This window comes from Streptomyces sp. NPDC004266 (genome assembly GCF_042874095.1).
Lineage (GTDB): Bacteria > Actinomycetota > Actinomycetes > Streptomycetales > Streptomycetaceae > Streptomyces.
The window spans coordinates 191828-215433 of the sequence record NZ_JBIAMM010000016.1; the positions used below are offsets into that span (position 1 = coordinate 191828).

Annotated in this window: 24 protein-coding genes; 14 read left to right on the top strand and 10 right to left on the bottom strand. The window is 73.5% G+C overall.

Annotated features, from left to right (window positions below; translation table 11 throughout):
• The first annotated feature begins 3 nt into the window (after positions 1–3).
• Positions 4–333 carry a hypothetical protein gene (locus ACFYUZ_RS31980; protein WP_389315126.1) on the top strand — a complete coding sequence of 110 codons (330 nt, stop codon included), beginning with the start codon at positions 4–6 and terminating at the stop codon, positions 331–333.
• Positions 334–398: 65 nt separating this feature from the next.
• Here the strand turns inward: ACFYUZ_RS31980 and ACFYUZ_RS31985 are convergent, their stop codons facing one another.
• From ACFYUZ_RS31985 to ACFYUZ_RS31995, 3 genes are all read right to left on the bottom strand, one after another.
• Complete coding sequence (locus tag ACFYUZ_RS31985) at positions 399–1232, bottom strand: hypothetical protein (RefSeq protein WP_389315128.1); 834 nt, start codon at positions 1230–1232, stop codon at positions 399–401.
• A gap of 551 nt (positions 1233–1783) precedes the next feature.
• Positions 1784–3004 (bottom strand): acetyl-CoA C-acetyltransferase, encoded by a 1221-nt coding sequence (locus tag ACFYUZ_RS31990; protein ID WP_389315129.1) that lies wholly within the window; start codon positions 3002–3004, stop codon positions 1784–1786.
• Positions 3005–3155: 151 nt separating this feature from the next.
• The gene (locus ACFYUZ_RS31995) at positions 3156–4151 is read right to left on the bottom strand and encodes an SGNH/GDSL hydrolase family protein (protein ID WP_389315131.1); all 996 of its coding nucleotides are present in this window, start codon (positions 4149–4151) and stop codon (positions 3156–3158) included.
• Between the two features lie 104 nt (positions 4152–4255).
• Between ACFYUZ_RS31995 and ACFYUZ_RS32000 the strand changes: the two genes are divergently transcribed.
• On the top strand, positions 4256–5644 hold the full coding sequence (locus ACFYUZ_RS32000) for a cystathionine beta-synthase (protein WP_389315133.1): 1389 nt from the start codon (positions 4256–4258) through the stop codon (positions 5642–5644).
• Between the two features lie 422 nt (positions 5645–6066).
• Positions 6067–6900 (top strand): MurR/RpiR family transcriptional regulator, encoded by an 834-nt coding sequence (locus tag ACFYUZ_RS32005; protein ID WP_389315135.1) that lies wholly within the window; start codon positions 6067–6069, stop codon positions 6898–6900.
• 21 nt (positions 6901–6921) lie between these two features.
• Here the strand turns inward: ACFYUZ_RS32005 and ACFYUZ_RS32010 are convergent, their stop codons facing one another.
• From ACFYUZ_RS32010 to ACFYUZ_RS32030, 5 genes are all read right to left on the bottom strand, one after another.
• On the bottom strand, positions 6922–7293 hold the full coding sequence (locus ACFYUZ_RS32010; RefSeq protein ID WP_389315137.1) for a hypothetical protein: 372 nt from the start codon (positions 7291–7293) through the stop codon (positions 6922–6924).
• A gap of 54 nt (positions 7294–7347) precedes the next feature.
• Positions 7348–7740: a roadblock/LC7 domain-containing protein gene (locus ACFYUZ_RS32015; protein WP_389315139.1), complete on the bottom strand. Its 393-nt coding sequence runs from the start codon at positions 7738–7740 to the stop codon at positions 7348–7350.
• Between the two features lie 41 nt (positions 7741–7781).
• Positions 7782–8546 carry a transcriptional regulator gene (locus tag ACFYUZ_RS32020; RefSeq protein WP_389315141.1) on the bottom strand — a complete coding sequence of 255 codons (765 nt, stop codon included), beginning with the start codon at positions 8544–8546 and terminating at the stop codon, positions 7782–7784.
• On the bottom strand, positions 8543–8935 hold the full coding sequence (locus ACFYUZ_RS32025; RefSeq protein WP_389315142.1) for a hypothetical protein: 393 nt from the start codon (positions 8933–8935) through the stop codon (positions 8543–8545). The genes ACFYUZ_RS32020 and ACFYUZ_RS32025 overlap by 4 nt, the downstream gene beginning before the upstream one ends.
• A 185-nt stretch (positions 8936–9120) precedes the next feature.
• A complete protein-coding gene (locus ACFYUZ_RS32030) occupies positions 9121–10458 on the bottom strand; it encodes a diaminopimelate decarboxylase (protein WP_389315144.1) in 1338 nt (445 codons plus the stop codon).
• A gap of 95 nt (positions 10459–10553) precedes the next feature.
• On the opposite strand from ACFYUZ_RS32030, the gene hutU reads away from it, so the two are divergent.
• The 5 genes from hutU to ACFYUZ_RS32055 all read left to right on the top strand — a co-directional run bounded on the left by hutU (position 10554) and on the right by ACFYUZ_RS32055 (position 16704).
• Positions 10554–12230 (top strand): urocanate hydratase, encoded by a 1677-nt coding sequence (gene hutU / locus ACFYUZ_RS32035; protein ID WP_389315146.1) that lies wholly within the window; start codon positions 10554–10556, stop codon positions 12228–12230.
• 17 nt (positions 12231–12247) lie between these two features.
• The gene (locus tag ACFYUZ_RS32040; RefSeq protein WP_389315192.1) at positions 12248–13444 is read left to right on the top strand and encodes an allantoate amidohydrolase; all 1197 of its coding nucleotides are present in this window, start codon (positions 12248–12250) and stop codon (positions 13442–13444) included.
• The gene (locus tag ACFYUZ_RS32045; protein ID WP_389315148.1) at positions 13435–14775 is read left to right on the top strand and encodes a formimidoylglutamate deiminase; all 1341 of its coding nucleotides are present in this window, start codon (positions 13435–13437) and stop codon (positions 14773–14775) included. The genes ACFYUZ_RS32040 and ACFYUZ_RS32045 overlap by 10 nt, the downstream gene beginning before the upstream one ends.
• Before the next feature lie 103 nt (positions 14776–14878).
• Positions 14879–16048, top strand: coding sequence for an imidazolonepropionase (gene hutI, locus ACFYUZ_RS32050; RefSeq protein ID WP_389315150.1), 1170 nt, complete (start codon positions 14879–14881; stop codon positions 16046–16048).
• 23 nt (positions 16049–16071) lie between these two features.
• A complete protein-coding gene (locus ACFYUZ_RS32055) occupies positions 16072–16704 on the top strand; it encodes a LysE family translocator (RefSeq protein WP_389315152.1) in 633 nt (210 codons plus the stop codon).
• Positions 16705–16710: 6 nt separating this feature from the next.
• Here ACFYUZ_RS32055 and ACFYUZ_RS32060 read toward each other — a convergent pair whose 3' ends face one another.
• Together ACFYUZ_RS32060 and ACFYUZ_RS32065 are read right to left on the bottom strand one after the other, a co-directional pair.
• Positions 16711–17067: a hypothetical protein gene (locus ACFYUZ_RS32060; RefSeq protein ID WP_389315153.1), complete on the bottom strand. Its 357-nt coding sequence runs from the start codon at positions 17065–17067 to the stop codon at positions 16711–16713.
• Positions 17068–17298: 231 nt separating this feature from the next.
• Positions 17299–18195: an RNA polymerase sigma factor SigF gene (locus tag ACFYUZ_RS32065; protein ID WP_389315155.1), complete on the bottom strand. Its 897-nt coding sequence runs from the start codon at positions 18193–18195 to the stop codon at positions 17299–17301.
• Between the two features lie 221 nt (positions 18196–18416).
• Here ACFYUZ_RS32065 and ACFYUZ_RS32070 point away from each other — a divergent pair, with 221 nt between their 5' ends.
• From ACFYUZ_RS32070 to ACFYUZ_RS32095, 6 genes are all read left to right on the top strand, one after another.
• Positions 18417–18785, top strand: a complete 369-nt coding sequence (locus ACFYUZ_RS32070; protein ID WP_389315157.1) for an STAS domain-containing protein — start codon at positions 18417–18419, stop codon at positions 18783–18785.
• A gap of 91 nt (positions 18786–18876) precedes the next feature.
• The gene (locus ACFYUZ_RS32075; RefSeq protein WP_389315159.1) at positions 18877–19296 is read left to right on the top strand and encodes an ATP-binding protein; all 420 of its coding nucleotides are present in this window, start codon (positions 18877–18879) and stop codon (positions 19294–19296) included.
• A 119-nt stretch (positions 19297–19415) separates the two neighbouring features.
• Positions 19416–20099: a peptidase gene (locus tag ACFYUZ_RS32080; RefSeq protein ID WP_389315193.1), complete on the top strand. Its 684-nt coding sequence runs from the start codon at positions 19416–19418 to the stop codon at positions 20097–20099.
• Positions 20099–21061, top strand: a complete 963-nt coding sequence (locus ACFYUZ_RS32085; RefSeq protein ID WP_389315161.1) for a hypothetical protein — start codon at positions 20099–20101, stop codon at positions 21059–21061. Before ACFYUZ_RS32080 ends, ACFYUZ_RS32085 begins: the two co-directional genes overlap by 1 nt.
• Positions 21058–22116, top strand: coding sequence for a hypothetical protein (locus ACFYUZ_RS32090; RefSeq protein WP_389315162.1), 1059 nt, complete (start codon positions 21058–21060; stop codon positions 22114–22116). The genes ACFYUZ_RS32085 and ACFYUZ_RS32090 overlap by 4 nt, the downstream gene beginning before the upstream one ends.
• A 14-nt stretch (positions 22117–22130) precedes the next feature.
• Positions 22131–23585 carry a hypothetical protein gene (locus ACFYUZ_RS32095; protein WP_389315164.1) on the top strand — a complete coding sequence of 485 codons (1455 nt, stop codon included), beginning with the start codon at positions 22131–22133 and terminating at the stop codon, positions 23583–23585.
• Positions 23586–23606: the final 21 nt, after the last annotated feature.

The following is a 23606-nucleotide window of genomic DNA, read 5'->3' on the forward strand; positions in this document are numbered from 1 at the left end:
GGGGTGCACGATACGAGTGAACTGACCGCCGCCGTCGAACGGTTCGCCGACCGGCTGCGGTCCGCCCCGCAGAGCCGCCTCCGGAACGGCGCGGCGGCCGAGGGGCTGGCCCTCGCCCGCGAGTTGGCGGTGCGCGCCCAGCGCGCCGAGGACCCTGCCCGGGAGCCGAGGATCATGCCGGACGCGGGCCTGTTCGTGGTGGGCGACCAACTCGCCGTCGCCGGGAACGATCTGGCCGAGGTGCTGCGAACGGCCCCGGCCGGCTCCCGCGAGGGAGAGCTGGACGAGGCCGTGAGGCTGGTACGGGAGGCGATGGAGCGCGCGGGGCTGTAGGAGGCCTCCGGGGGCCGCCCTGCGGGCCCTGCGGGGCCCCCGGGTCCCCCAGGGGGCTGCGGGCCCTACAGGGAGGCGATCACGCGGTCCGCGAGGATGTAGACGTTCTCCTCGTCCGTGTCGCCGTACGAGAAGGTCAGGGCGAAGGCGCCCGAGACGCCCGAGCCGCCGAGCAGCACCGGGGTGCGGCCCGCGCGCAGGGCCTCGGCGAGGCGCTCCGCGGTCTCGCGGTGGCCGGGGGTCATGCAGAGCGTGGTGCCGTCCGCGAAGACGTACACGTCGAGGGTGCCGAGCGGACCCGGGCGGACGTCGGTGAGCGCGGTGCGGGTGTCCGCGAGCTCCTCCAGGCGGGCCACCGTCCGCTCGTGGTCGGTCACCACGGGCGTCTGCACCGGCACGAAGTCCGGGTGCGAGGGGTGCCGGCGGCGGGCCGCGGCCAGCTCCGCCGAGTCCTCGGGGTACTCGTCGAGGGAGTCCAGCGCCTCGGGGCCGTCCAGCGAGGCGGCCTCCGCCTCCATGGCCTCCAGGGCCATCGCCTCCAGGCCCACGAAGTCGGTCTGGCGCGGCACGAAGAAGGTGCCGTCGTCGGCCGGGCCGCCCAGGCCGCCCAGCAGGGACGGGGCGTCGGCCGCGTCACGGGCCTCCTGCGCGGCCCAGAAGGCGCGTGCCTCCGCGAGCTCGCGCTCGCGCTCCTCGGCCAGCGCCTCGGCGACCGCGGCCCGTATCTCGGCGGCGGGCGAGGTGCGGGCGGCCGGGACCGTCCCGCCGTGACCGGCGGCCAGCTCGCCCCGGAGGGCGGTGACCTCCTTGCGGAGACCGTGGACGGCGTGCAGGGCAGCAGCGCCCACGGCCGTGGCAGCGGCCGTGGTCAGCAGCAGGGCAAGAGACATGGCGCTCACTGACGTACTCCCGATTCCGAGTCGATCCCCCGACTTCCTACATCAGCTTGTCCCGGGGTGGTGCCCGCTGTCAGTGCATTACGTCACGAATTGGACAGGTATTTCTGCCAGGCGTTTAGTCCCGAAACTGCTCTGACCTGGGAAAACGAACTCCCCCGGGATGTAGGTCACATCCTGGGGGAGATTCGGTCACGGCTCGGACGCGACACGGTTGACCCGCCCGGCCGTCGGTTGGCTCAGACCGCCACGGCTCAGCTCAGTCGCTCGGTTCCTTGGTCGCACCGAGCTTCGCCACCGCTGCGGGCAGGTGCCGCCTTCGTTCCTCAGGCGACCCCTACCCTCCGCCACGGCTCAGCTCAGTCGCACGGTTCCTTGGTCGCACCGAGCTTCGCCACCGCTGCGGGCAGGTGCCGCCTTCGTTCCTCAGGCGACCCCTACCCTCCGCTACGGCTCAGCTCAGTCGCACGGTTCCTCGGTCGCACCGAGCTTCGCCACCGCTGCGGGCAGGTGCCGCCTTCGTTCCTCAGGCGACCCCTACCCTCCGCTACGGCTCAGCTCAGTCGCTCGATGACCATGGCCATGCCCTGGCCGCCGCCGACGCACATGGTCTCCAGGCCGAACTGCTTGTCGTGGAACTGGAGGCTGTTGATCAGCGTGCCGGTGATGCGGGCGCCGGTCATGCCGAAGGGGTGGCCGACGGCGATGGCGCCGCCGTTGACGTTCACCTTGTCCAGGTCCAGGCCCAGGTCCTGGTAGGACGGGATGACCTGGGCGGCGAAGGCCTCGTTGATCTCGGCGAGGTCGATGTCGCCGATCGTCAGGCCGGCGCGCTTGAGGGCCTGCTTCGAGGCCTCGACCGGGCCGAGGCCCATGATCTCGGGGGAGAGGCCGGAGACGCCGGTGGAGACGATCCGGGCCAGCGGGGTCAGGCCGAGCTCGCGGGCCTTGGTGTCGGACATGATCACGAGCGCGGCGGCGCCGTCGTTCAGCGGGCAGCAGTTGCCGGCGGTGACCAGGCCGTCGGGGCGGAAGACCGGCTTGAGGCCCTGCACGCCCTCCAGCGTGACGCCCGCGCGCGGGCCGTCGTCCGCGGAGACGACCGTGCCGTCCGGCAGCGTCACCGGGGTGATCTCGCGCTCCCAGAAGCCGTTCTTGATGGCCTGCTCGGCGAGGTTCTGCGACCGCACGCCGAACTCGTCCATCTCCTGGCGGCTGATGCCCTTCCAGCGGGCCAGGTTCTCCGCGGTCTGGCCCATCGCGATGTACGCGTCCGGGACGAGGCCGTCCTCGCGCGGGTCGTGCCAGGTGGAGCCCTCGGACTCCGCGACGGCCTTCGTGCGGGCCTCCGCGTCGGCGAAGAGCGGGTTGTGCGTGTCCGGCAGCGAGTCCGAGTTGCCCTTCACGAAGCGGGACACCATCTCGACGCCGGCCGAGATGAAGACGTCGCCCTCGCCCGCCTTGATCGCGTGCAGCGCCATGCGGGAGGTCTGCAGCGAGGAGGAGCAGTAACGGGTGATCGTGCAGCCCGGCAGGTGGTCCATGCCCATCTGCACGGCGACGATCCGGCCCAGGTTGTTGCCCTGCTCGCCGCCGGGGAGGCCGCAGCCGAGCATCAGGTCGTCGATGTCGCGCGGGTCCAGCTCCGGCACCTTCGCCAGGGCGGCCTGGACGATGGTCGCGGTGAGGTCGTCCGGCCGCAGGTCCTTGAGGGAGCCCTTGAAGGCCCGGCCGATGGGCGAGCGGGCGGTCGAGACGATCACGGCTTCGGGCATCACGGCTCCATGAGGGTGCGGAGTGAGCGGGCTGAAAGGGAAGTTACCCGTACGTACCGCACGGGTCACCGCTTGGACGGTGTGACGCGGACCTCTTTTCTAAGCGAGCGCTCAGTCGTGGGGCCTCCCCGCGGGGCGCCCCACGACGGGGTCACGTCTGGGCGTCCTCCGGGGAGGGCTCCGGGGGGACCGGGAGGCGGCGCCGGCGGCGGTGCTTCAGGAGGGCCCACGGCGCACGCGCCCCCGTGACCTCCGTCCCCGCCTCCCGTACCGCCTCCGCCGCGGCCTTCGCCACCGGCAGCATGTTCTCCCGCCGCTCCGGCTGCAGCCGGTCCGCTTCCGGCCAGACGCCCAGCGCGGCGCAGAGCGTCGGCAGGACGGCCATCGCCGCCGTCGCGTACCCCTCGGCCGAGGGGTGGAAGCTGTCGATCCCGAACATCTCGCGCGGGTTCGCCGCGAACTCGGGTCCGAGGAGGTCGCCGAGCGACACGGTGCGGCCCCCCTGCTCCACGACCACGATCGTCTGCGCCGCCGCCAGCTGCCGCGACGCCCGCCGGGCCAGCCAGCGCAGCGGCTGGTAGACGGGCTCGATCGTGCCCAGATCCGGGCAGGTCCCGACCACCACCTCCGCGCCCGCCGTCCGCAGCCGGCGCACGGCCGAGGCGAGTAACCGCACGGACTCCGTGGGCGGCAGGCGGTGCGTGACGTCGTTCGCGCCGATCATGATCACGCACACGTCCGGCGGCCCGAGCGGCTGCGCGAGGAGCAGGGACACCTGGCGCTCCAGGTCGTCCGAGCGCGCCCCCGAGAGCGCCACGTTCCGCAGGACCACCGGCCGCTCGGCCACGGCCGCGAGTCCGGAGGCGAGGAGCGCGCCCGGTGTCTGACCCGAGCGGCGGACGCCCTGGCCCGCCGCCGTGGAATCACCCAGAAGGGCCAGCCGCAGCGGGTCCTCCGTGCCGAAGGCGCGGCCGTAGAGCCCGTCCGCCACCGGCGGCAGCGGTGCCGGGGCGCCGTAGACCGTGCGCTTGGCCAGCTGCGCCTCGGCCAGGAGGATCCCCACCGCCGCGACACCGATCAGCCCGATGCTCCCGCCGCCGTACGCCGCACCCGCCGCGATCCGTCGCGCCACCCTCGCCCTCGACATGGGGGCCGTCACCTCCTTCAAGCCGTTCAGGGTCTAAGTGCCCCGTAACCCGCTCCGACTACGCATACGCTGGCCACACCATTACGGAGACCCCGGAGATTACGGTGCAATTCCACGACTCGATGATCAGCCTCGTCGGCAACACCCCGCTGGTGAAGCTCAACAACGTCACAGCGGGCATTCAGGCGACCGTTCTGGCCAAGGTCGAGTACTTCAACCCCGGAGGCTCGGTCAAGGACCGGATCGCCCTGCGCATGATCGAGGCGGCGGAGCAGAGCGGTGAGCTCAAGCCCGGCGGCACCATCGTCGAGCCCACGTCCGGCAACACCGGCGTCGGCCTGGCGATCGTGGCCCAGCAGAAGGGCTACAAGTGCATCTTCGTCTGCCCCGACAAGGTGTCGCTCGACAAGATCAACGTGCTGCGGGCCTACGGCGCCGAGGTCGTGGTCTGCCCCACGGCCGTCGACCCCGAGCACCCCGACTCGTACTACAACGTCTCGGACCGGCTGGTCCGTGAGACGCCGGGCGCCTGGAAGCCCGACCAGTACTCGAACCCGAACAACCCGCGCTCGCACTACGAGACCACCGGTCCCGAGCTCTGGGAGCAGACGGACGGCAAGATCACCCACTTCGTCGCGGGCGTCGGCACCGGCGGCACGATCTCCGGCACCGGCAACTACCTCAAGGAGGTCAGCGGCGGGAAGGTGAAGGTCGTCGGCGCGGACCCGGAGGGCTCGGTCTACTCGGGCGGTTCCGGCCGTCCGTACCTGGTCGAGGGCGTCGGCGAGGACTTCTGGCCGACCGCGTACGACCGGAACGTCACGGACCGGATCGTCGCGGTGTCCGACAAGGACTCCTTCCAGATGACCCGCCGCCTCGCCAAGGAGGAGGGCCTCCTCGTCGGCGGCTCCTGCGGCATGGCGGTCGTCGCGGCCCTGGAGGTCGCCAGGGAGCTCGGTCCCGACGACGTCGTCGTCGTGCTGCTGCCGGACTCGGGCCGCGGCTACATGTCGAAGATCTTCAGCGACGAGTGGATGGCCGGCCACGGCTTCCTGGAGGACACCTCCACCGCCACTGTCGCCGACGTCCTGCGCCACAAGGAGGGCGGCATGCCGTCCCTCGTCCACATGCACCCGGACGAGACCGTCGGCCAGGCCATCGAGGTGCTGCGCGAGTACGGCGTCTCCCAGATGCCCATCGTGAAGCCCGGCGCCGGCCACCCCGACGTCATGGCGGCCGAGGTCGTCGGCTCGGTCGTCGAGCGCGAGCTCCTCGACCACCTCTTCACCAAGAAGGCCTCCCTGGAGGACCCGCTGGAGCAGCACATGAGCGCGCCGCTGCCGCAGGTCGGCTCGGGCGAGCCGGTCGCCGACCTGATGTCCGTCCTCGGCGAGGCCGCCGACGCGGCGATCGTGCTGGTCGAGGGCAAGCCGACGGGCGTGGTGAGCCGTCAGGACCTGCTGGCCTTCCTGGCCAACGGCGGCACGAAGTAGCACGTCGGCAGTTCGTGCAAACGGTACGAGGGCGACACGTGGCCGCAGCACCGGCTTAACACGAGTCGGGCACATTGGTGGTCGTCGGCGTCACGGACTTCCGGAGCGGCTCCCGGGTTTCTGCCAGACGCCGCGGACGCGGAGACCGGCCCTGACCCGGACCCGCGTCCCCGCGGGGACCGCCGTCGTCCCGCCCCCCGGTCACGGGGGTGCGGCGGTCCCCGCGCCATCCCGCCCTGTGAACGGGCCCCCGCTCGCGGGGGCCCGTTCGCGTGTCGCCGCCCCCTCCGGCCGGCGGGCCCGGTGCGCCGGCCGTGAGGGCCGCCCCCCGGCACGTCCCGGCGGACACCCCTGCCGCCCGGCGCCCGATGTGCATATCCTTATGCAGGAAGTTCAGAGATGAATAGGCGAAAGGGGGCGGCATGAGCGACAGCCCGGCCGGCCGGCTGCAGGCGCTCTTCGAGGGGCACCGGCTGACACCCACGCAGCGGCGGATCGCGCACTGCATGGTGCGGCGCGCCGGCGACGTGCCGTTCCTGTCCAGCGTCGAGCTCGCCGAGCTCGCCGGCGTCAGCCAGCCCTCCGTCACCCGCTTCGCCGTCGCCCTCGGCTTCGACGGCTACCCGGCGCTGCGCAAGCACCTGCGGGAGAGCATGCCCGCGGCCGCCGAGGAGGCCTCCGGCCTCAACGAGTACCAGCAGGCCGTCCTCGCCGAGATCGAGAACCTCCAGCACCTCGCCGGACTCCTCGCCGACCCCGCCCCCGTCGAGCGGGCCGGCCGGCTCCTCGCCGGCTCCCGCCCGCTCCCCGTGCTCGGACTGCGGGCCGCCTCCTCGCAGGCGCGGGGCTTCGCCTACTTCGCCGCCAAGGTGCACCCGGACGTCCGGCTCCTCGACGAGGGCGGCTCGATGCTCACGGACCGCGTCGACGCGGCCGTACGGGCCGGGGCCACGGCCCTGCTCTGCTTCGCGCTGCCCCGGCACCCCCGGGAGGTCGTCGAGGCCCTGGAGTACGCGCGGAAGGCCGGGCTCACGGTCGTGACCGTCGCCGAGTCGGCGTTCGCGCCCGTCGCCGCCCACAGCGACCTGCTGATCCCCGCCGCCGTCGGCACCGGACTCGCCTTCGACACCGCCTGCGCGCCGATGCTGCTCGGCCGGGTCCTCCTGGAGGCCATGGCGGACGAACTCCCCGACGCGCAGGCGCGCCTGGAGGAGTTCGACACGAAGGCGGCGGCCCGGGGCCTGTTCGTCGAGTAGGCCCCGGGGCGCCGCCCCGGATCAGACGTCCAGCTCGGCCTCGATCTTCTTCAGCTGGTGGCGGGCCATCGCCAGGTTCGCGCGGTTCTTGTCGAGCGCCAGGTAGAGGAAGAGGCCGCCGGCGCCGCGCCCCTTGAGCAGCCGGATCAGGTGGTACTGACTGTTGAGGGTGATCAGGATGTCCTCGATGTCCTCCTGGAGCCCCAGCATCTCCATCGTCCGGACCTTGGCCCGGACGACGTCGGTGTTGCCCGCCGCGGCCATGTTCAGGTCGAGGTCCTTGCCGCCGCCGATCGTGCCGAGCGCCATGCCGCTGGTGTAGTCGACGAGGGCCGCGCCGATCGCGCCTTCGATCGCGACGGCTTCCTTGAGGGAGGTCTCGGTGTTCGCCATGGTGTCGTACTTCTTCCTTCTCGGTGCTGTTCGGACGGTTCGGTTCAGGTCTTCTCAGTTCAGGTCTCTGCGTTCCAGCGCGCCGTCGACGAGCTCCCCTATCCGGGCGCTGGACCTGCGGGCCTCCAGGTGGAGCCGCCCCACGTTGATCCGGGGTTCGGCGAGCAGCGTCAGGACGGCCGAGCCGCCCGCCGCGTACGTCGCCACGTAGCCGTTCTCGCCGCGCACGAGCAGCTCGCGGAAGCGGCCCTGGCCGGTGGTGTCGGTCAGCCGCTGCCCGACACCCAGCGCCGCCGCGGTCAGCGCGGCCATGGTCTCCGCCTCGCCGTCCACCGTGTCGTGGGCGAGGACGAGGCCGTCGGCGCTGGCCGCCAGGGCTCCGGTGAGCTGGGGCAGCCGCGCCCGCAGCCGTCTGAGCTCGCCGAGGACCTCGGCTTCTGCCGTCATGAGCTGTCTCCTCTCGGCGCGCATGCGCAGGGCACGCCTCATCACAGATGTGCCTCCAGGGCGTCACGGAGCCGGCGCAGCAGGGCGATGTCGGGATCGGCCACCGGCAGGGCCGGTAAGGGCACCTGCGGCGGCGGTACGGGGTCGGGGGCGAGCGGTGTCCCGACGAGGCCGGCCGCGGCCAGGCGCCGTACGTCGAGCAGCGTGTGGAAGGCGGGCCGGCCGAGCAGCCGGGCCAGCTCCGCCGGGGTCCGCCGTCCGTCGGCGGCGGCGAGCAGCGCGCGCTGCCGGGCCCCCACGGTCTGGCCGGGGGAGGCCGGGCGCGGCACGACCGGGGCGGTGTCCACCGCGGCGTACGGCCAGACGGCGTCGAGGAGTTCGCGGCGGCGGACGGTCTCGCGCTCGACGGCCTCGGCGGAGACCGGCCGCACCGTCCCGAACCAGTGCCCCACCCCGTACCGGAAGCGGGTCGGTCCGCTGGTGGGGGAGAGGGCGAAGAAGGCCGCGTCGAAGACGGCGCCGAGGTGGCAGATCTCCAGCTCGCCGTCGTGCAGCCGGCCGCTGTCGACGAGGAAGCGGCCGACCGCGCGGTGCGCCCCGGCCCGGTCGACGGCCTCGTCCCAGCCCTCGCGGGGCAGCCGGCCGCCGGTGGTGAGGAGGACGTCGACGCCGGGGGCGGCGGGCGACTCGGCGTGCACGATCCGGCCGTCGACGAGGTAGAGCGTGCCGTGGTCGCGCAGCAGGGCGCCGGTGGCCTTCTCGGCGGCGAGCCGGACCAGCATCGGGGAGACGGCCGTCCTGCTCATCCGAGGACCAGTCTCTCGGCGAGGTCGCGGAGCCGGAGCCGGGCGAGGGCGAGGTTGCCGGAGTCGCGGTCGAGCCAGAGGTGGAGGAAGACGCTGCTGTCGAAGGAGGTCTCGACGAAGCGGAGGACGTGGTAGCCGGCGCGGGTGGTGACGATCAGGTCCTCGACGGGCGGGCCCGCCCCGGCGTCGTCCTCCGTCGCCGTGAAGGAGTCGAACTCGGCTGCGGACCGGGCGAGTTCGGCGGTCTCGGCGGCCGTCGTCTCGTGGTCGCCGACCGGTGAGTCGCCCGCCGTGCCGAGCGCGAGCCCGCTGGTCCAGTCGACCAGGGAGGCGCCCCGGGCTCCCGGCAGGGTCATGGCCTCCAGCAGGCACTCGTCGATTCCGGGCACGCGGAATTCCCCTCCCGATGCGGCGTGCGGACGTGCGGCAGTGACGGTGACGCTACTGAACGTTCCGGCCGCAGGGAGGGGTTCTGGCATTTTCCATCGGAACATGCCCGTGTCTGACTCGAATTGATCCGAGGGGGTGGGGGCCGGCCGTACGCGCCCACGGCGTGGGCGATGCCGGGCGGGTCCTACCCGACGGGCTGCCGGACCAGCGCGTCCGCCCGTTCCCCGCCCGCCTCGGCGACGATCTCGTCGAGCGTCTGGGCCCTGCGCACGGTCGTGAACCTCACCGCTCCGTCGTCCTCGACCGTGAAGCCGTGGATCCCGGGCCGGGGCAGGCTGTTGTACGCGTAGTGGTGGGCGAAGTAGTACGCGCCGGTGTCCGGGACCGCCACGACGTCGCCCGGGTGCAGCAGCGGCAGCGAGCGCCCCGTGGCGAGCAGGTCCCCGGCGAAGCAGGCGGGGCCCGCCACGTCCTGGACGGTGACGTCCCCGGTGCGGGGCCGGCCCTCGGAGTCGTACGCGAGGACGCGCAGCGGCCAGGAGCCGGGGGCGTAGACCGTGCGGGCGGCCAGCTGCACGCCCGCGTGGGTGACGGCGATCGGTCGGCCCCCGGAGGTCTTCGTGTACTCCACCCGGGCGAGGACGGTGCCGTGCTTGGCGAGCAGGGAGCGCCCGAACTCGGTGACGAGCCGGTAGCGGCCGTCGAGGAGGCCGGGGACGGTGTCGGCGAGCAGCCGGGCGTACTCCGCGTACGTCGGCGTCTCCTCGTCGGAGGCGAAGTTCACCGGAAGCCCGCCGCCGATGTCGAGGGTGTCGATCTGCTGCCGGCCGGCCGCCCGGTTGATCTCCTCGGCGAGCGCGTACGCCTCCCCGACGCCCTGGGCCATGAGGGCGAGCGGGATGCCCTGGGAGCCGGTGTGGGTGTGCAGCCGGGTCAGCCAGGGCCGGTCCAGGAAGGCCCGGACGACGGTCCCGCGGGCGCCCTCGTCGCGGAGCGCCACGCCGAACTTGGAGGTGGCGGTCGCGGTCGAGAGCGCGTCGATGGAACCGGCTCCGACCTGCGGGTTCACCCGGAGGCCGAGCGGTGAGGCGGTGGGGGCGGAGGCGACGAGCGCGTCGAGGCGGGTCAGCTCCTGGAGGTTGTCGGCGTTGACGGCGATCCCGAGCGCGAGGGCCTGGCGGAGCTCGGCCGGGGTCTTGGCGGGGGAGTCGAGGACGGTGTGCGCGGGCGGGACGCCGGCCGCGCGGGCGAGGGCCAGCTCGCCGGGGCTCGCGACCTCGACGCCCAGCCCCGCCTCGTGGAGCAGGCGCAGGACGGGGACGAGCGGGGCGGCCTTCACGGCGAAGGCGTGCAGCACGGGTGCGTCGGTGACGGCGGCGAAGGCGCTGGTCAGGGCGGCGGCGGAGGCGCGGATGCCGGCGGTGTCGAGGAGGGCGACGACCGGTTCGGCGGGGGAGAGGAGTCCTTGTTCGACGGAGGCTCGGACGGCGAGATCACGGCGGTAGGAGGCCATGCGGCCCATCCTCGTCCATCGTCCGGCCGGAGCGCCCTGTTGACTACAACTATTCAGCGGGCCAAGATGTGAATATCTGAACGACATTCCGAGGAGGCACCCCCATGTCAGGACCCCGCCCCGTGCGAGCAGCCCGCGGTACGGAACTGAGCGCCCTGGGATGGCAGCAGGAAGCCGCCCTCCGGATGCTCCAGAACAACCTCGACCCCGAGGTCGCCGAGCACCCCGACAAGCTCGTCGTCTACGGCGGCACCGGCAAGGCCGCCCGCGACTGGCGCTCCTTCGACGCCATGGTCCGCACCCTGCGCACCCTCAAGCAGGACGAGACGATGCTCGTCCAGTCCGGCCGCCCCGTCGGCGTCATGCAGACCCACGAGTGGGCCCCCCGCGTCCTCCTCGCCAACTCCAACCTGGTCGGCGACTGGGCCAACTGGGAGGAGTTCCGCCGCCTGGAGCACCTCGGCCTCACCATGTACGGCCAGATGACCGCCGGATCCTGGATCTACATCGGCACCCAGGGCATCCTCCAGGGCACCTACGAGACCTTCGCCGCCGTCGCCGCGAAGAAGTTCGGCGGCACCCTCGCCGGGACGATCACCCTCACCGCCGGCCTCGGCGGCATGGGCGGCGCCCAGCCCCTCGCCGTGACGATGAACGACGGCGTCGCCATCTGCGTCGACTGCGACCCGCGCGCCATCGAGCGCCGCATCGAGCACCGCTACCTGGACGTCAGGGCCGACAACCTGGCCCACGCCCTCCAGCTCGCCACCGAGGCCCGCGACGCCCGCCGCCCGCTCTCCATCGGCCTCCTCGGCAACGCCGCCGAGCTGCTCCCGCAGATGCTCGCCGAGGGCGCCCCGATCGACATCGTGACCGACCAGACCTCGGCCCACGACCCCCTCTCGTACCTCCCCGTCGGCGTCGCCTTCGAGGACATGGCCGACGCCGCCGCCAAGGACCCGGCCGGCTTCACCCAGCGCTCCCGCGAGTCGATGGCCAAGCACGTCGAGGCCATGGTCGGCTTCATGGACGCCGGCGCCGAGGTCTTCGACTACGGCAACTCGATCCGCGGCGAGGCCCAGCTGGCCGGCTACGACCGCGCCTTCGCCTTCCCCGGCTTCGTCCCCGCCTACATCCGCCCGCTGTTCTGCGAGGGCAAGGGCCCGTTCCGCTGGGCCGCCCTCTCCGGCGAGGCCTCGGACATCCACAAGACGGACAAGGCGATCCTCGACCTCTTCCCGGAGAACGAGTCCCTGCACCGCTGGATCAAGATGGCCGGCGAGCGCGTCCACTTCCAGGGCCTGCCCGCCCGCATCTGCTGGCTCGGCCAGGGCGAGCGCGACAAGGCGGGCTCCATGTTCAACGACATGGTCGCCGACGGCACCCTCGCCGCGCCCCTCGCGATCGGCCGCGACCACCTCGACTGCGGCTCCGTCGCCTCCCCGTACCGCGAGACCGAGGCCATGCTCGACGGCTCCGACGCCATCGCCGACTGGCCGCTGCTCAACGCCATGGTCAACGTCGCCTCCGGCGCGTCCTGGGTCTCCATCCACCACGGCGGCGGCGTCGGCATGGGCCGCTCCATCCACGCCGGCCAGGTCTCGGTCGCCGACGGCACCAAGCTCGCGGGCGAGAAGATCCGCCGCGTCCTGACGAACGACCCCGGCATGGGCGTCATCCGCCACGTCGACGCCGGCTACGACATCGCCGAGCGCGTCGCCGACGAGAAGGGCGTCCGCGTCCCGATGCGCGAGGGCTCCGAGGACGAGGCCTCCGCGTGAGCGACAGCTTCCACGCCATGTGGCGGTCGCTGCGGCCCATCGGCCGCAGCGCCGCCTCCGGTGGCTACCGCCGCTATGCCTGGACCGAGGCCGACGCCGACTGCCGGCTCTGGTTCCGGATGCAGGCCGAGGCCCGCCGTCTGGACGTCGAGACCGACCGCAACGGCAACCAGTGGGCCTGGCTCGGCGACCCGACGGCCGGCGACGCCGTCGTGACCGGCTCCCACCTGGACTCCGTCCCCGACGGCGGCGCCTTCGACGGCCCCCTCGGCGTCGTGTCCGCCTTCGCCGCCCTCGACGAGCTCCGTGCCCGCGGCGCCTCGTTCAAGCGGCCCCTCGCCATCGTCAACTTCGGCGACGAGGAAGGAGCCCGCTTCGGCCTCGCCTGCGTCGGCTCCCGCCTCACCGCCGGCCGGCTGACGAAGGAGCAGGCGTACGAGCTCCGCGACGCCGACGGGATCAGCCTCCCGCAGGCCATGGAGGCGGCCGGGTACGACCCCTCGGGGATCGGCCCCGACCCCGAGCGGCTGGCCCGCGTCGGCGCCTTCGTCGAGCTCCACGTCGAGCAGGGCCGCGCCCTGGACCTGTCCGGGGACGCCGTCGGCATCGCCTCCTCCATCTGGCCGCACGGCCGCTGGCGGTACGACTTCGCGGGCGAGGCCAACCACGCCGGCACCACCCGGCTCGTCGACCGCCGCGACCCGATGCTCACCTACGCCGAGACCGTCCTCGCCGCCCGCCGCGAGGCCGGACTCGCGGGCGCCGTCGCCACCTTCGGCAAGATCGCGGTCGAGCCGAACGGCGTCAACGCCATCCCGTCGATGGTCCGCGGCTGGCTCGACGCCCGCGCCGCCGACCAGGGCTCCCTCGACAAGGTCGTCGCGGGCGTCGAGGCGGCGGCCCGGGAGTACGCCGACCGCCACGGCATCGACCTCGCCGTCGTCCAGGAGTCGTACACCCCCGTCGTGGAGTTCTCGCACGCCCTGCGCGACGAGCTCTCCCGGATCCTGGGCGCCTCGGGCAAGGTGCCGGTCCTCGGCACGGGCGCGGGACACGACGCGGGCATCCTGTCCGAATCGATCCCGACCGCCATGCTGTTCGTACGGAACCCCACCGGCGTCTCGCACTCCCCTGCCGAGTTCGCGGCCGAGGACGACTGCGTGGCCGGGGTCATCGCACTCGCCGACGTACTGGAGGAGCTGGCGTGCCGCTGACGACGTACTGGCTGGAACACGCCTGGCTCGACACGAACGTCGAGCCGGGCGTGGCCCTGGAGGTCGGCCCGGGCGGCCGGATCGACGCGGTCCGCACGGGAGTGGAGACGCCCCCGCCGGGCGCCGTCGTCCTGCGCGGCCTCACCATCCCCGGACTGGCCAACGCCCACTCGCACGCCTTCCACCGCGCCCTGCGCGGCACCGTCCAGGTCGGCTCCGGCACCTTCTGGACCTGGCGCGAGGTCATGTACACGGTCGCCCAGCGACTCACGCCCGACAGCTACTTCGCGCTCGCCCGCGCCGTGTACGCGGAGATGGCGCTCGCGGGCATCACCTCCGTCGGCGAGTTCCACTACCTGCACCACGCGCCCGGCGGCACCCCGTACGCCGACCCCAACGCGATGGGCGAGGCGCTCATCGCCGCCGCCGCCGAGGCGGGCATCCGCATCACCCTCCTCGACACCGCCTACCTCTCCTCCGGCTTCGGCGCCGCCCCCGAGCGGCACCAGCTCCGCTTCACGGACGGCACGGCGGAGAAGTGGGCCGAGCGGGTCTCGGCCCTCAAGGACCGGGACGGCGTACGCATCGGCGCCGCGATCCACTCCGTACGGGCGGTCCCGGCGGACCAGCTGTCGACGGTGGCGCAGTGGGCGCGGGACCGGCAGGCCCCGCTCCACGTCCACCTCTCGGAGCAGACCGCCGAGAACGAGGCCTGCCTCGCGGCCCACGGCATGACGCCGACGCGGCTCCTCGCGGAGCACGGCGTCCTCGGCGCGCGGACCACGGGCGTCCACAACACGCACATGACGGACGAGGACATCGCGCTCATCGGCGGGTCCGCCACCGGCACCTGCATGTGCCCGACCACCGAACGGGACCTCGCCGACGGCATCGGACCGGCGGTCGCCCTCCAGCGCGCCGGCTCGCCGCTCTCCCTCGGCAGCGACAGCCACGCGGTGATCGACCTCCTGGAGGAGGCGCGCGCGATGGAACTGGACGAACGCCTCCGCACCCGCACCCGCGGCCACTGGACGGCCGCCGCGCTGCTGCGCGCCGCCACCGCCGACGGCCACGCGGCCCTCGGCTGGGCCGACGCGGGCGTCCTGGAGTCCGGTGCCCTGGCCGACTTCACCACGATCACCCTGGACTCGGTCCGCACCGCGGGCCCGGTCCCGCGCCTGGCGGCGGAGACGGCGGTCTTCGCGGCGACGGCGGCGGACGTGCACCACGTGGTGGTGGGCGGCCGGACGATCGTCCAGGACGGCACGCACGTCGCCGTACCGAACGTGGGCGAGGCCCTGGCCTCGGCGATCGCCACGCTCAGGAACTAGGCGCGCCGGCCGGTGGTGGGCATGCGTTCCGCGGGGCGGAACGGCTGGACACCACCGGCCCACCGGCCCGCACCCGAACCGCCCGCCCCCACCGGAGAGCAACATGACGACGACGCTGATCACGAACATCGGCAGCCTGGTGACGAACGACCCCGCCCTCGGCGAAGGCCCCCTCGGCCTGGTCCGGAACGCGGCCCTCGTCCTGGAGGACGAAAAGGTCTCCTGGGTGGGTCCGGCGACGGCGGCCCCGGCCGCCGACCAGGCCGTCGACGCGGCCGGCCGCGCCGTCATCCCCGGCTTCGTCGACTCCCACTCGCACCTCGTCTTCGCGGGCGACCGCACGGCGGAGTTCAACGCCCGCATGTCCGGCCAGCCCTACAAGGCCGGCGGCATCCGCACGACGGTCGCGGCGACCCGCGCGGCGAGCGACGCCGAACTCTCGGCGAACGTGGCCAAGCACATGTGGGAGGCCCTGCGCCAGGGCACCACCACCTTCGAGACCAAGTCGGGCTACGGCCTGACCGTCGAGGACGAGGCCCGCGCCCTGCGCATCGCCGCCGAGCACACCGACGAGGTCACCTACCTCGGCGCGCACATCGTGTCGCCGGACTACGCCGACGACCCGGCCGGGTACGTGAAGCTGGTGACCGGCGAGATGCTGGACGCCTGCGCCCCGTACGCCCGCTGGGTGGACGTCTTCTGCGAGAAGGGCGCCTTCGACGGCGACCAGGCCCGCGCGATCCTCAAGGCCGGCCAGGCGAAGGGCCTGCAGGCGCGCGTCCACGCCAACCAGCTCTCGTACGGCCCCGGCGTGCAGCTCGCGGTCGAGCTGGACGCGGCGAGCGCCGACCACTGCACGCATCTGACGAGCGCCGACATCGACGCCCTCGCCCAGGGCGACACGGTCGCGACCCTGCTCCCCGGCGCCGAGTTCTCCACCCGCGCCGAGTGGCCGGACGCCCGCCGCCTCCTCGACGTGGGCGTCACGGTCGCCCTGTCCACGGACTGCAATCCCGGATCGTCCTTCACGTCCTCGATGCCCTTCTGCATCGCCCTCGCGGTCCGGGACATGCTGATGACGCCGGACGAGGCGATCTGGTCCGCCACCGCCGGCGGCGCGGCGGCCCTGCGCCGCACCGACGTCGGCAGGCTGGGCGTCGGCGCCCGCGCGGACCTCGTCGTCCTCGACGCCCCGTCCCACGTCCACCTGGCCTACCGTCCGGGCGTGCCGCTGGTCGCGGAGGTCTGGCGGAAGGGCGCGCGGACGGTCTGAACGGGGGCCTACCCTCGGGTGCCATGACGACCGCCACCGCCCTCTGGTCCTTCGCCCTGGTCGTGGGTCTCCTGACCCTCACCCCGGGCCTCGACACCGCCCTCGTCCTGCGCACGGCGGCCCTCGGTCACCGCGCGCGGGCCTGGGGCGTCGTCCTCGGCATCCAGACGGGCGTCCTGGCCTGGGGCGCGCTCACCTCCCTGGGCGTGACCGCGCTCCTCACGGCCTCCCACCTGGCGTACGAGGCGCTGCGCTGGGCGGGCGCGGCGTACCTGGTGTGGATGGGCGTCCAGATGCTGAGGAAGACGTTCGGCGGGCACGCCGTGCGGGAGGCGGTCCGGGAACGGGCCACCCCGGACACCTTCACGGCGGGCTGGCGCCAGGGCACCCTCACGAACCTGCTCAACCCGAAGGTGGGCGCCTTCTACGTGGCGGTGCTCCCGCAGTTCCTCCCGGTGGACACGGACCACCTGGCGATGGGCCTCCTCCTCACCACGGAGCACATCCTCCTCGGGCTCCTCTGGTCCGCCGTCCTGATCGCCGGAGCCCGCCTCCTCTCCGCCTGGCTCCGCCGCCCCACGGCCCGCCGCACCCTCGACCGCCTCACGGGCACGGTCATCACGGCCTTCGGCCTCCGACTGGCCCTCGGCGACTGAACCCCGTCAGCTGAACCGGTGGACGACCTCGATCTCGCCCACGACGTGCGCGTTGAACTCGTCCAGCTCCTCCGCCGGGACCCACAGCTCCAGGATCGTCCGGCCGCCCGCCTGCCGGACCGGGTACCTGCGGAGGAACTCCGTGTCGACCTCGAAGCGGGTGACGTAGCCGGCGCCGTCGTGCTTCACGTTCCAGTCGCGGGCGATCATCACCGCGTACTCCTCGTCGAGGACCGGGTAGAAGATCGGCTGCTCCGGCAGCCGCGGCGGCCAGGCGCGCCATCCCGACTCCCGCACGAGCTCCAGCTCGACGGGGCCGGTGGGGCGCCACAGGGTGGTCGTCGGGCGGGGGCGGGTGGTCATGGCTGTTCGCTCTCCGTGCGCGGGGTCGGGGTCCTGAACCGTAGCGGCGGCCCCGTGGGGCGTGCACCTCGATTCCGTCAGGTCGGGCCTTCCCGGCCGCGGGGGCCCCACCGGCGGCTCCGCCGCCCCTCGGCCCTCGTCCGGCGACGGCGAAGGGCCCGTCCAGGGTCCTCGGACCGTGAACGGGCCCTTTCCACGGCCGTCTCGGAGGTTCGGTGGTGCCGGTGGAGCTCACTCCTCCAGCGTCAGCCCGCGCCGCAGCCGGCCGAGGGTGCGGGAGAGCAGCCGGGACACGTGCATCTGCGAGATGCCGAGTTCCGCGCCGATCTCCGACTGGGTGAGGCCGGAGACGAAGCGGAGGGAGAGGATCTGCCGCTCGCGGGTGGGCAGCGACGCGATCATCGGCTTGAGGGAGGCGATGTACTCGATGCCGGTGAGGCCGTGGTCCTCGTAGCCGAGCCGGTCGGCGAGCGCGGCCTCGCCGCCGGCGCCGTCCTCCTCGTCGGGCTGTGCGTCGAGCGAGGCCGCGGTGTAGGCGTTGCTGGCGGCCAGGCCCTCGACGACCTCCTGCCGCTCGATGCCGAGCTCCTCGGCGAGTTCGGCGACGGTCGGGGCGCGGTCGAGGCGCTGGGCGAGCGCGTCACCGGCCCTGGCGAGGTCGAGCCGGAGCTCCTGGAGCCTGCGGGGCACGTGCACGGACCACGAGGTGTCGCGGAAGAAGCGCTTGATCTCGCCGATGATCGTCGGCATCGCGAAGGTCGGGAACTCGACGCCACGGGTCAGTTCGAAGCGGTCGATCGCCTTGATGAGGCCGATGGTGCCGACCTGGACGATGTCCTCCATGGGTTCGCTGCGGGTGCCGAACCGGGCGGCGGCGAACCTGACGAGGGCGAGATTGAGTTCGACGAGGGTGTTGCGGACATACGCGTACGCGTGGGTGCCCTCCTCCAGCTCGGAGAGCCGGGCGAAGAGCTGCTTCGACAGGGCGCGGGCGTCGACCGGGCCGATCCGGTCGAGCGGCGTGTCGAGCAGTCGGTCGGGCAGATCGACGACAGGGGGGACGGGGTGCTGGGGAAGTGCTGCCGACGGCGCGTCGGGGGTACGCGGGGCGTCGAGCCGGGGTGACATGGGTCTCCTTCTGGTGCTTCTCGCTGCGGTTTGCGGCGCCTCCAAAGCCGGCCGGGTCGGACGTTCCCTTCTAGCCCTACCGGGTCGACCCCGATGGTTGCAAGTGGCAATAATCCGTTTCGTTCTGATATGTGAGGTACCTCGTGTGCATTGAGGGGCGTGCCGCTTGTAGGGTTCGAGGCACGTCAGTCGGCATCCGCGAGAGCGAAAGAGGCACGGCCATGGACCGCCAGCACATCGGCAGCGCGCCGCCCGCGCGACTGCGGGTCGAGGTCCGGGACGTGGCGGGGAGCACGCTCCTCACGCCCGTCGGTGAGCTCGATCACCACACCGCCGATCTGCTGCGCACACCCCTCGACGACGCCCTCGACGAGGGCAGCGCACGACTCGTCGTCGACTGCTCGGGCCTGGAGTTCTGCGACTCGACCGGGCTCAACGTGCTGCTCGGCGCCCGGCTGAGGGCGGACGCCGCCGGCGGCGGCGTCCATCTGGTGGCGATGCCGCCCGCGGTGGCCCGGGTGTTCCACATCACGGGTGCGGACGCCGTCTTCACCGTCCACGAGACGCTCGCCACAGCCCTTCCGGAGTGAGGCCGCCCCTCCGCGCCCTCGCTCGGCCACGCTCCGTGGCGCCCGTACATTCCCACTCCTCCGTCCCGTCGATAGGTGAGGTGAAGCGTTGATGGACCAAGCTTCCGACGTCCGTACGCTCGCCCTCGGCGAGACCAGCGGCACCGTGCCGCTCGCGCGTGACTTCACGCGGACGGCCCTCTACGAGTGGGGCTGGCTGCCGGCCGCCACCGCCGACCGCAGGGCCGCCGCCGAGGACGTCCTGCTCGTCGTCTCGGAGCTCGTCACCAACGCCTGCCTGCACGCCGAGGGCCCCGAGCGGCTGCGCGTCCTGCGGACGCCCCGGACGCTGCGCCTCGAAGTCACCGACCGCGGCGCCGGACAGCCCGCGCCGCGCACCCCGCACCGGTCCGGGCGGCCGGGCGGACACGGCATGTTCATCGTGCAGCGGCTCTGTCTGGACTGGGGCATCGACCGCACCCCGGGAGCCCCCGGCAAGACGGTCTGGGCCGAACTGGCCGCGCCCGCCTAGGACTTTCACAAGTTCACCCGTTCCCCTGCCTTCCCTCCTCAAGGCCCCGGGCGTACCTTGACGGCCGATCTGAAAGACCGTCAGTTACGTTGCGGTGAGGGGTGCTCGGGGTGTCCAAGGTGCCGAACCGGAGGAGAACGACCGCCGCGCTCACGGCGGCGGCCGCGGTGGCGGGCGCGACCGTGCTGGCCGGAGCGCCGGCCGCCCACGCGGCCGTCGTTGACGTCGACTACGCCTGCGAGACGAAGATCGGGCCCAAGAGCGCCGTCTCGCCCGTCGACATCAAGGCCGTCAGGAACGGCAGCGCCTACACGGTCACGATGTCGTTCGAGAAGGGGGTCTCCGACAGCCCGGTCGAGCTCCCCAAGGGCGTCATGACGCCGCGCGCCGAGCTCGTCCTCGGCGGGGACGCGAGCGGCAGGGTGAAGGTCACGGGGACGCCGAACACGGTGGCCGTCCCGCCCGACACCCCGATCAAGATCGGCACGCTGACCGGCACGTTCACCCCGAAGAAGAACGGCAGGGTCACCTTCACGGCGGGCGTCCTCACCGTGCACGCCCTCGGCATGGACGCGGCCGTCTGCACACCGAAGAACAACCCGAAGCCGTCGCTGGAACTCCAGGTCACGGGGGTGTCCGGGGGCTCCGACACGCCGCCGCCCGCCGACGACGACGGCTCCGACGAACAGCTCCCCAAGACCGGCCCGCTGGACTCCGCCCCGGCGCTCGGCACCCTCGGCGGCACCGTCCTGCTGACCGGCGCCGCCGGAGTCCTCTGGCTCACGCGGCGCACGGCACGCTGATGCGCACGGCGGACCGCTCCGGACGGCGGGCGGCGGAGCCCTTCGGCCGGCGTACGGCGGACCTCTCCGGGCGCCGCACGGCGGCACGCCCAGGACGGCGTACGGCGGACCTCTCCGGGCGCCGCACCGCCGCACCCTCCGCAGGCCGCGCGGCGGCCCGCTCCGGGCTCGTGGCCGCCACGGCCGCCCTCCTCGGCGTGGTCGCGGCGGCGCCCCCCGGCGCCGGGGAGTGGACGGCGGGGCCCGCCGCCGGACGGCCGTACGCCTACCTGGAGGGCCCGGCCGGCAGCGTCCTCCAGGACACCCTGTCGGTCACCAACCCCGGCACCGCCCCCCTCACCGTCCGCCTCACCGGCCAGGGCGCCCCCGTCTCCTTCGCCGCGCGGACCGTGCGCGTGCCCGCCAGGACCCGGGCCGACGTGCCCTTCGCCGTGACCGTCACCGCGGACACCCCGCCCGGCGAGCACCGCGGCACCGTCCGGGCCTCGGCCGCCGGCCGGGAGGTCCGCGTCGACCTGCGGCTACGGGTCAGCGGACCGCACCTCGCCGCGCTCACCGTCGAGGACGTCCACCTCGACGGGGCCACCGGAGACCTCCGCTACACCCTGGTCAACCGCGGCACCACGCTCCTCGCCCCGCGCCTCGCGGTCCGCGCCGAGGGCCTCCTCGGCACCGTCCTCGACCGGCCGGACCGCCCCCTGCCGCTCACCCTGCGCCCCGGCGAGCGGGCCACCCGCACCGACTCCTGGCCCGACCCGCCCGCCCTCGACTCCGTCACCGTCCGGCTGACGGCCACCGCACCGGGCGCCGCCCCCGCCACCGCCCGCGCCGGGGCCGCCTTCGCCTCGGGCCCCGCCCTGACCGCGGCGGCCGGACTGCTCCTCGCGGCGGCGGCCGGAGCCGGGTACGCGGCACGGCGGCGCGGAACGTCCCGTACCCCGTCGGCGCCGGAGGCGGCATGAGGACGATCCGTACGGCCGCCGCCCTCCTCACCGCCCTCGCCCTCGTCCTGCTGCCCACCGCCCCCGCGGCGACGGCGGCCCCGGGACCGGTGGTCGAGCTCTCGAAGACCGAGGGCGGCAAGGGCGGCGAGATCACCGTCAGCGGCAGCGGCTGGAAGCCCGGCGCGCTGCTCATGCTCCTGATCTGCGGCCAGGGCACCCCCGGCACGGGCGTCATCGGCGGCACCAACTCCTGCGCCAACTCCGAGGGCCGGGCCGCCACCGTCGACGCGAGGGGCGCGTTCAGCGCGAAGCTCCCCGTCGCCGAACCGCCCAAGCCCTGCCCCTGCGTGGTGCACGTGGCCGGGGTCACCGGACAACAGGAGGCCGTCGACAAGGAGTTCACGGTCGCCGGCCACCCCACGGCCCCGCTCCCCGAGGCCTCCGGCGACGGCCGCCTCGCCGTCCTCGCCGCCGTCCGGCTCGACGGCTCCAGCGGACTCCTCGTCTGGTTCGGGGCGCCCCCGCGCCGCGAGGTCGTGTTCACCGTCGGCAACCTCGGGACGGCCCCCGTCAAGGACCCGGTCTTCCAGGTCGGCACCGGCCACGGCGTCTTCGCCCCGCAGTACGAGGAACGCCAGTGGCGCGGCACCGTCGAGCCGGGCCAGAAGGCCCTGATCCGCCTCCCCGCCGAGCTCGCCGCCGGCGCGCACGGCGACTACCAGGTCTCCGTGAAGTACGCGGGCAAGGTCCTCGTCGAGCAGCCGTGGGGCGTCGGCAGGCCCTGGGGCGTGACCCTCTTCTGGGTGCTCCTCGCCGTCGTGGTGCCCGCCGCGCTGTTCCGGATCGGCATGGCCGTGGTCGACCGCGCGCGGCCCGCTTCCGGGGCCGGCCGGGCCTCGGGGCCCAGGACCCGGACGGGGCCGCGCGGACGCCGTCGCGCCCCGGCCCGTACACCCGCTTCCGCCCCCGCACCGGGGGACGGGGAGACGACCGCGGCCCTGCCGTGGTTCAGCCCTGACTCCGCACCGTCAGCGCCAGAGAGCAGCAGCCCGACGACGAAGGGACAGGTGTGAGTACGCAACGGAGGATGAGCGCGGCCGGAGTCGCGCTGATGCTCGGCGGCGCGGGGATCCTGTATGCCGCCGGCCCCGCCCAGGCCGCCGAGGTGAGCTACGCGACGGAGTGCATCCCGCCGTCGATCTCGGGCCTTCCGCCCGTGCAGGGCACGACGAAGGTGCTGATCACCGCGCCCGCGGAGGCCAAGGTCGGCGACGAGGTCGAGATCGTCTGGAAGACGGTCCAGGCCGCCTCGAAGAACCCCGACGTGCTCGACCTCGACAAGGACACGGTGAAGCCGACCGGGGTCCTCACCGTCGGCGGCGCGGGGAGCGGGACCGTCGCGATGGAGGGGCCGCGGCAGAACCCGCCGATCCCCAAGAACTCCCCGATGGTCCTGCCCGACATGAAGGGGAAGCTGAAGCTGGAGAAGGCGGGCGAGATCACGCTGACGCCCGGCAAGTACACGATCAACGTCTCCAAGCCCCTGTCGACGGACACCAAGTGCTCCCCGAAGGAGACGGTGCCGGTCGGCGCGACGATCAAGGTCACGGACGGGGGAGGGGGGACGACGTCCTCGGGCGGTTCGACGACGTCGGGCGGCACCACGTCGGGCGGCACCACGTCGGGCGGCACCACGTCGGGCGGTTCGACCACCTCGGGCGGCACCACGACGACCTCGGGCGGCTCCTCCGACTCCGGCGGTACGAGTTCCACGGCCGGCGGTTCCACCGCCTCCGGCGGTACGAGCTCCACCGGCGGCGGCTCGAACAACACCGGCGGGGCCGCGACGAGCTCCACCGGAGGAACCGGCGGCGGCTCCGGCGGGCAGACCGACTTCCCCGGCAAGGAGGTCACCGTCGCCTTCGCCTGCCAGAGCCCCGGCCCGGCCGCGATCAACTCCAAGGTGACGATCGACGCCAGGAAGAACGGCAACGGCTACGACCTCACGGTCAAGACCGCCAAGGGCGTCATGGACAGCCCGGCGGCCCTGCCCGCGGGCGCCCTCAAGCCGTCCATGGCGGTCAAGCTCGGCGGGGCCGACAGCGGAACGGTGAAGGTCACCGGCCCCGCCAACGCGGCCCCCCTCGAAGCGGGCAAGCCGGTCGACCTGCCCGACATGAAGGGCACCTACACCCCGGGGGCGACGGGCAAGTCCACTCTCAGCCCGGGCACGCTCACCATCAGCGTCTCGCTCGGCGGCTCGCCGATCGTCATCCCCTGCCAGGTCAAGGGCGCCGTGCAGGCCTCCCTGGAGCTGGACACGAGCAAGCAGGCCGGCGGCGCCTCCGGCGGCTCCGACGGCGGGACGGACACGGGCACCGCCTCGGGCTCCGGCTCCGGCGGCTCCGACGGCGGGAACCTCGCCCACACCGGTGCCGAGAACGACGGCGCCCTGCGCGCCCTCGCCCTCGTCGCGGGCACGATCGTCCTGGTCGGCGGCGCGGTCTTCACCTTCACCCCCTGGGCGCGGCTCAGGCGGTGAGGAACGACGGAGGGCCCGTCG

Bases quoted from the DNA above. Each gene is read 5' to 3' on its own strand.
- hutI (WP_389315150.1), top strand. From the start codon at position 14,879: ATGACGACGACGCTGATCACGAACATCGGCAGCCTGGTGACGAACGAC.
- ACFYUZ_RS32060 (WP_389315153.1), bottom strand. From the start codon at position 17,067: ATGACCACCCGCCCCCGCCCGACGACCACCCTGTGGCGCCCCACCGGC.
- ACFYUZ_RS32015 (WP_389315139.1), bottom strand. From the start codon at position 7,740: ATGACGGCAGAAGCCGAGGTCCTCGGCGAGCTCAGACGGCTGCGGGCG.
- hutU (WP_389315146.1), top strand. From the start codon at position 10,554: ATGTCAGGACCCCGCCCCGTGCGAGCAGCCCGCGGTACGGAACTGAGC.
- ACFYUZ_RS32010 (WP_389315137.1), bottom strand. From the start codon at position 7,293: ATGGCGAACACCGAGACCTCCCTCAAGGAAGCCGTCGCGATCGAAGGC.
- ACFYUZ_RS32040 (WP_389315192.1), top strand. From the start codon at position 12,248: ATGTGGCGGTCGCTGCGGCCCATCGGCCGCAGCGCCGCCTCCGGTGGC.
- ACFYUZ_RS32085 (WP_389315161.1), top strand. From the start codon at position 20,099: ATGCGCACGGCGGACCGCTCCGGACGGCGGGCGGCGGAGCCCTTCGGC.
- ACFYUZ_RS32075 (WP_389315159.1), top strand. From the start codon at position 18,877: ATGGACCAAGCTTCCGACGTCCGTACGCTCGCCCTCGGCGAGACCAGC.
- ACFYUZ_RS32055 (WP_389315152.1), top strand. From the start codon at position 16,072: ATGACGACCGCCACCGCCCTCTGGTCCTTCGCCCTGGTCGTGGGTCTC.
- ACFYUZ_RS32065 (WP_389315155.1), bottom strand. From the start codon at position 18,195: ATGTCACCCCGGCTCGACGCCCCGCGTACCCCCGACGCGCCGTCGGCA.
- ACFYUZ_RS32070 (WP_389315157.1), top strand. From the start codon at position 18,417: ATGGACCGCCAGCACATCGGCAGCGCGCCGCCCGCGCGACTGCGGGTC.
- ACFYUZ_RS32095 (WP_389315164.1), top strand. From the start codon at position 22,131: ATGAGCGCGGCCGGAGTCGCGCTGATGCTCGGCGGCGCGGGGATCCTG.
- ACFYUZ_RS31995 (WP_389315131.1), bottom strand. From the start codon at position 4,151: ATGTCGAGGGCGAGGGTGGCGCGACGGATCGCGGCGGGTGCGGCGTAC.
- ACFYUZ_RS32030 (WP_389315144.1), bottom strand. From the start codon at position 10,458: ATGGGCCGCATGGCCTCCTACCGCCGTGATCTCGCCGTCCGAGCCTCC.
- ACFYUZ_RS32090 (WP_389315162.1), top strand. From the start codon at position 21,058: ATGAGGACGATCCGTACGGCCGCCGCCCTCCTCACCGCCCTCGCCCTC.
- ACFYUZ_RS32020 (WP_389315141.1), bottom strand. From the start codon at position 8,546: ATGAGCAGGACGGCCGTCTCCCCGATGCTGGTCCGGCTCGCCGCCGAG.
- ACFYUZ_RS32005 (WP_389315135.1), top strand. From the start codon at position 6,067: ATGAGCGACAGCCCGGCCGGCCGGCTGCAGGCGCTCTTCGAGGGGCAC.
- ACFYUZ_RS31990 (WP_389315129.1), bottom strand. From the start codon at position 3,004: ATGCCCGAAGCCGTGATCGTCTCGACCGCCCGCTCGCCCATCGGCCGG.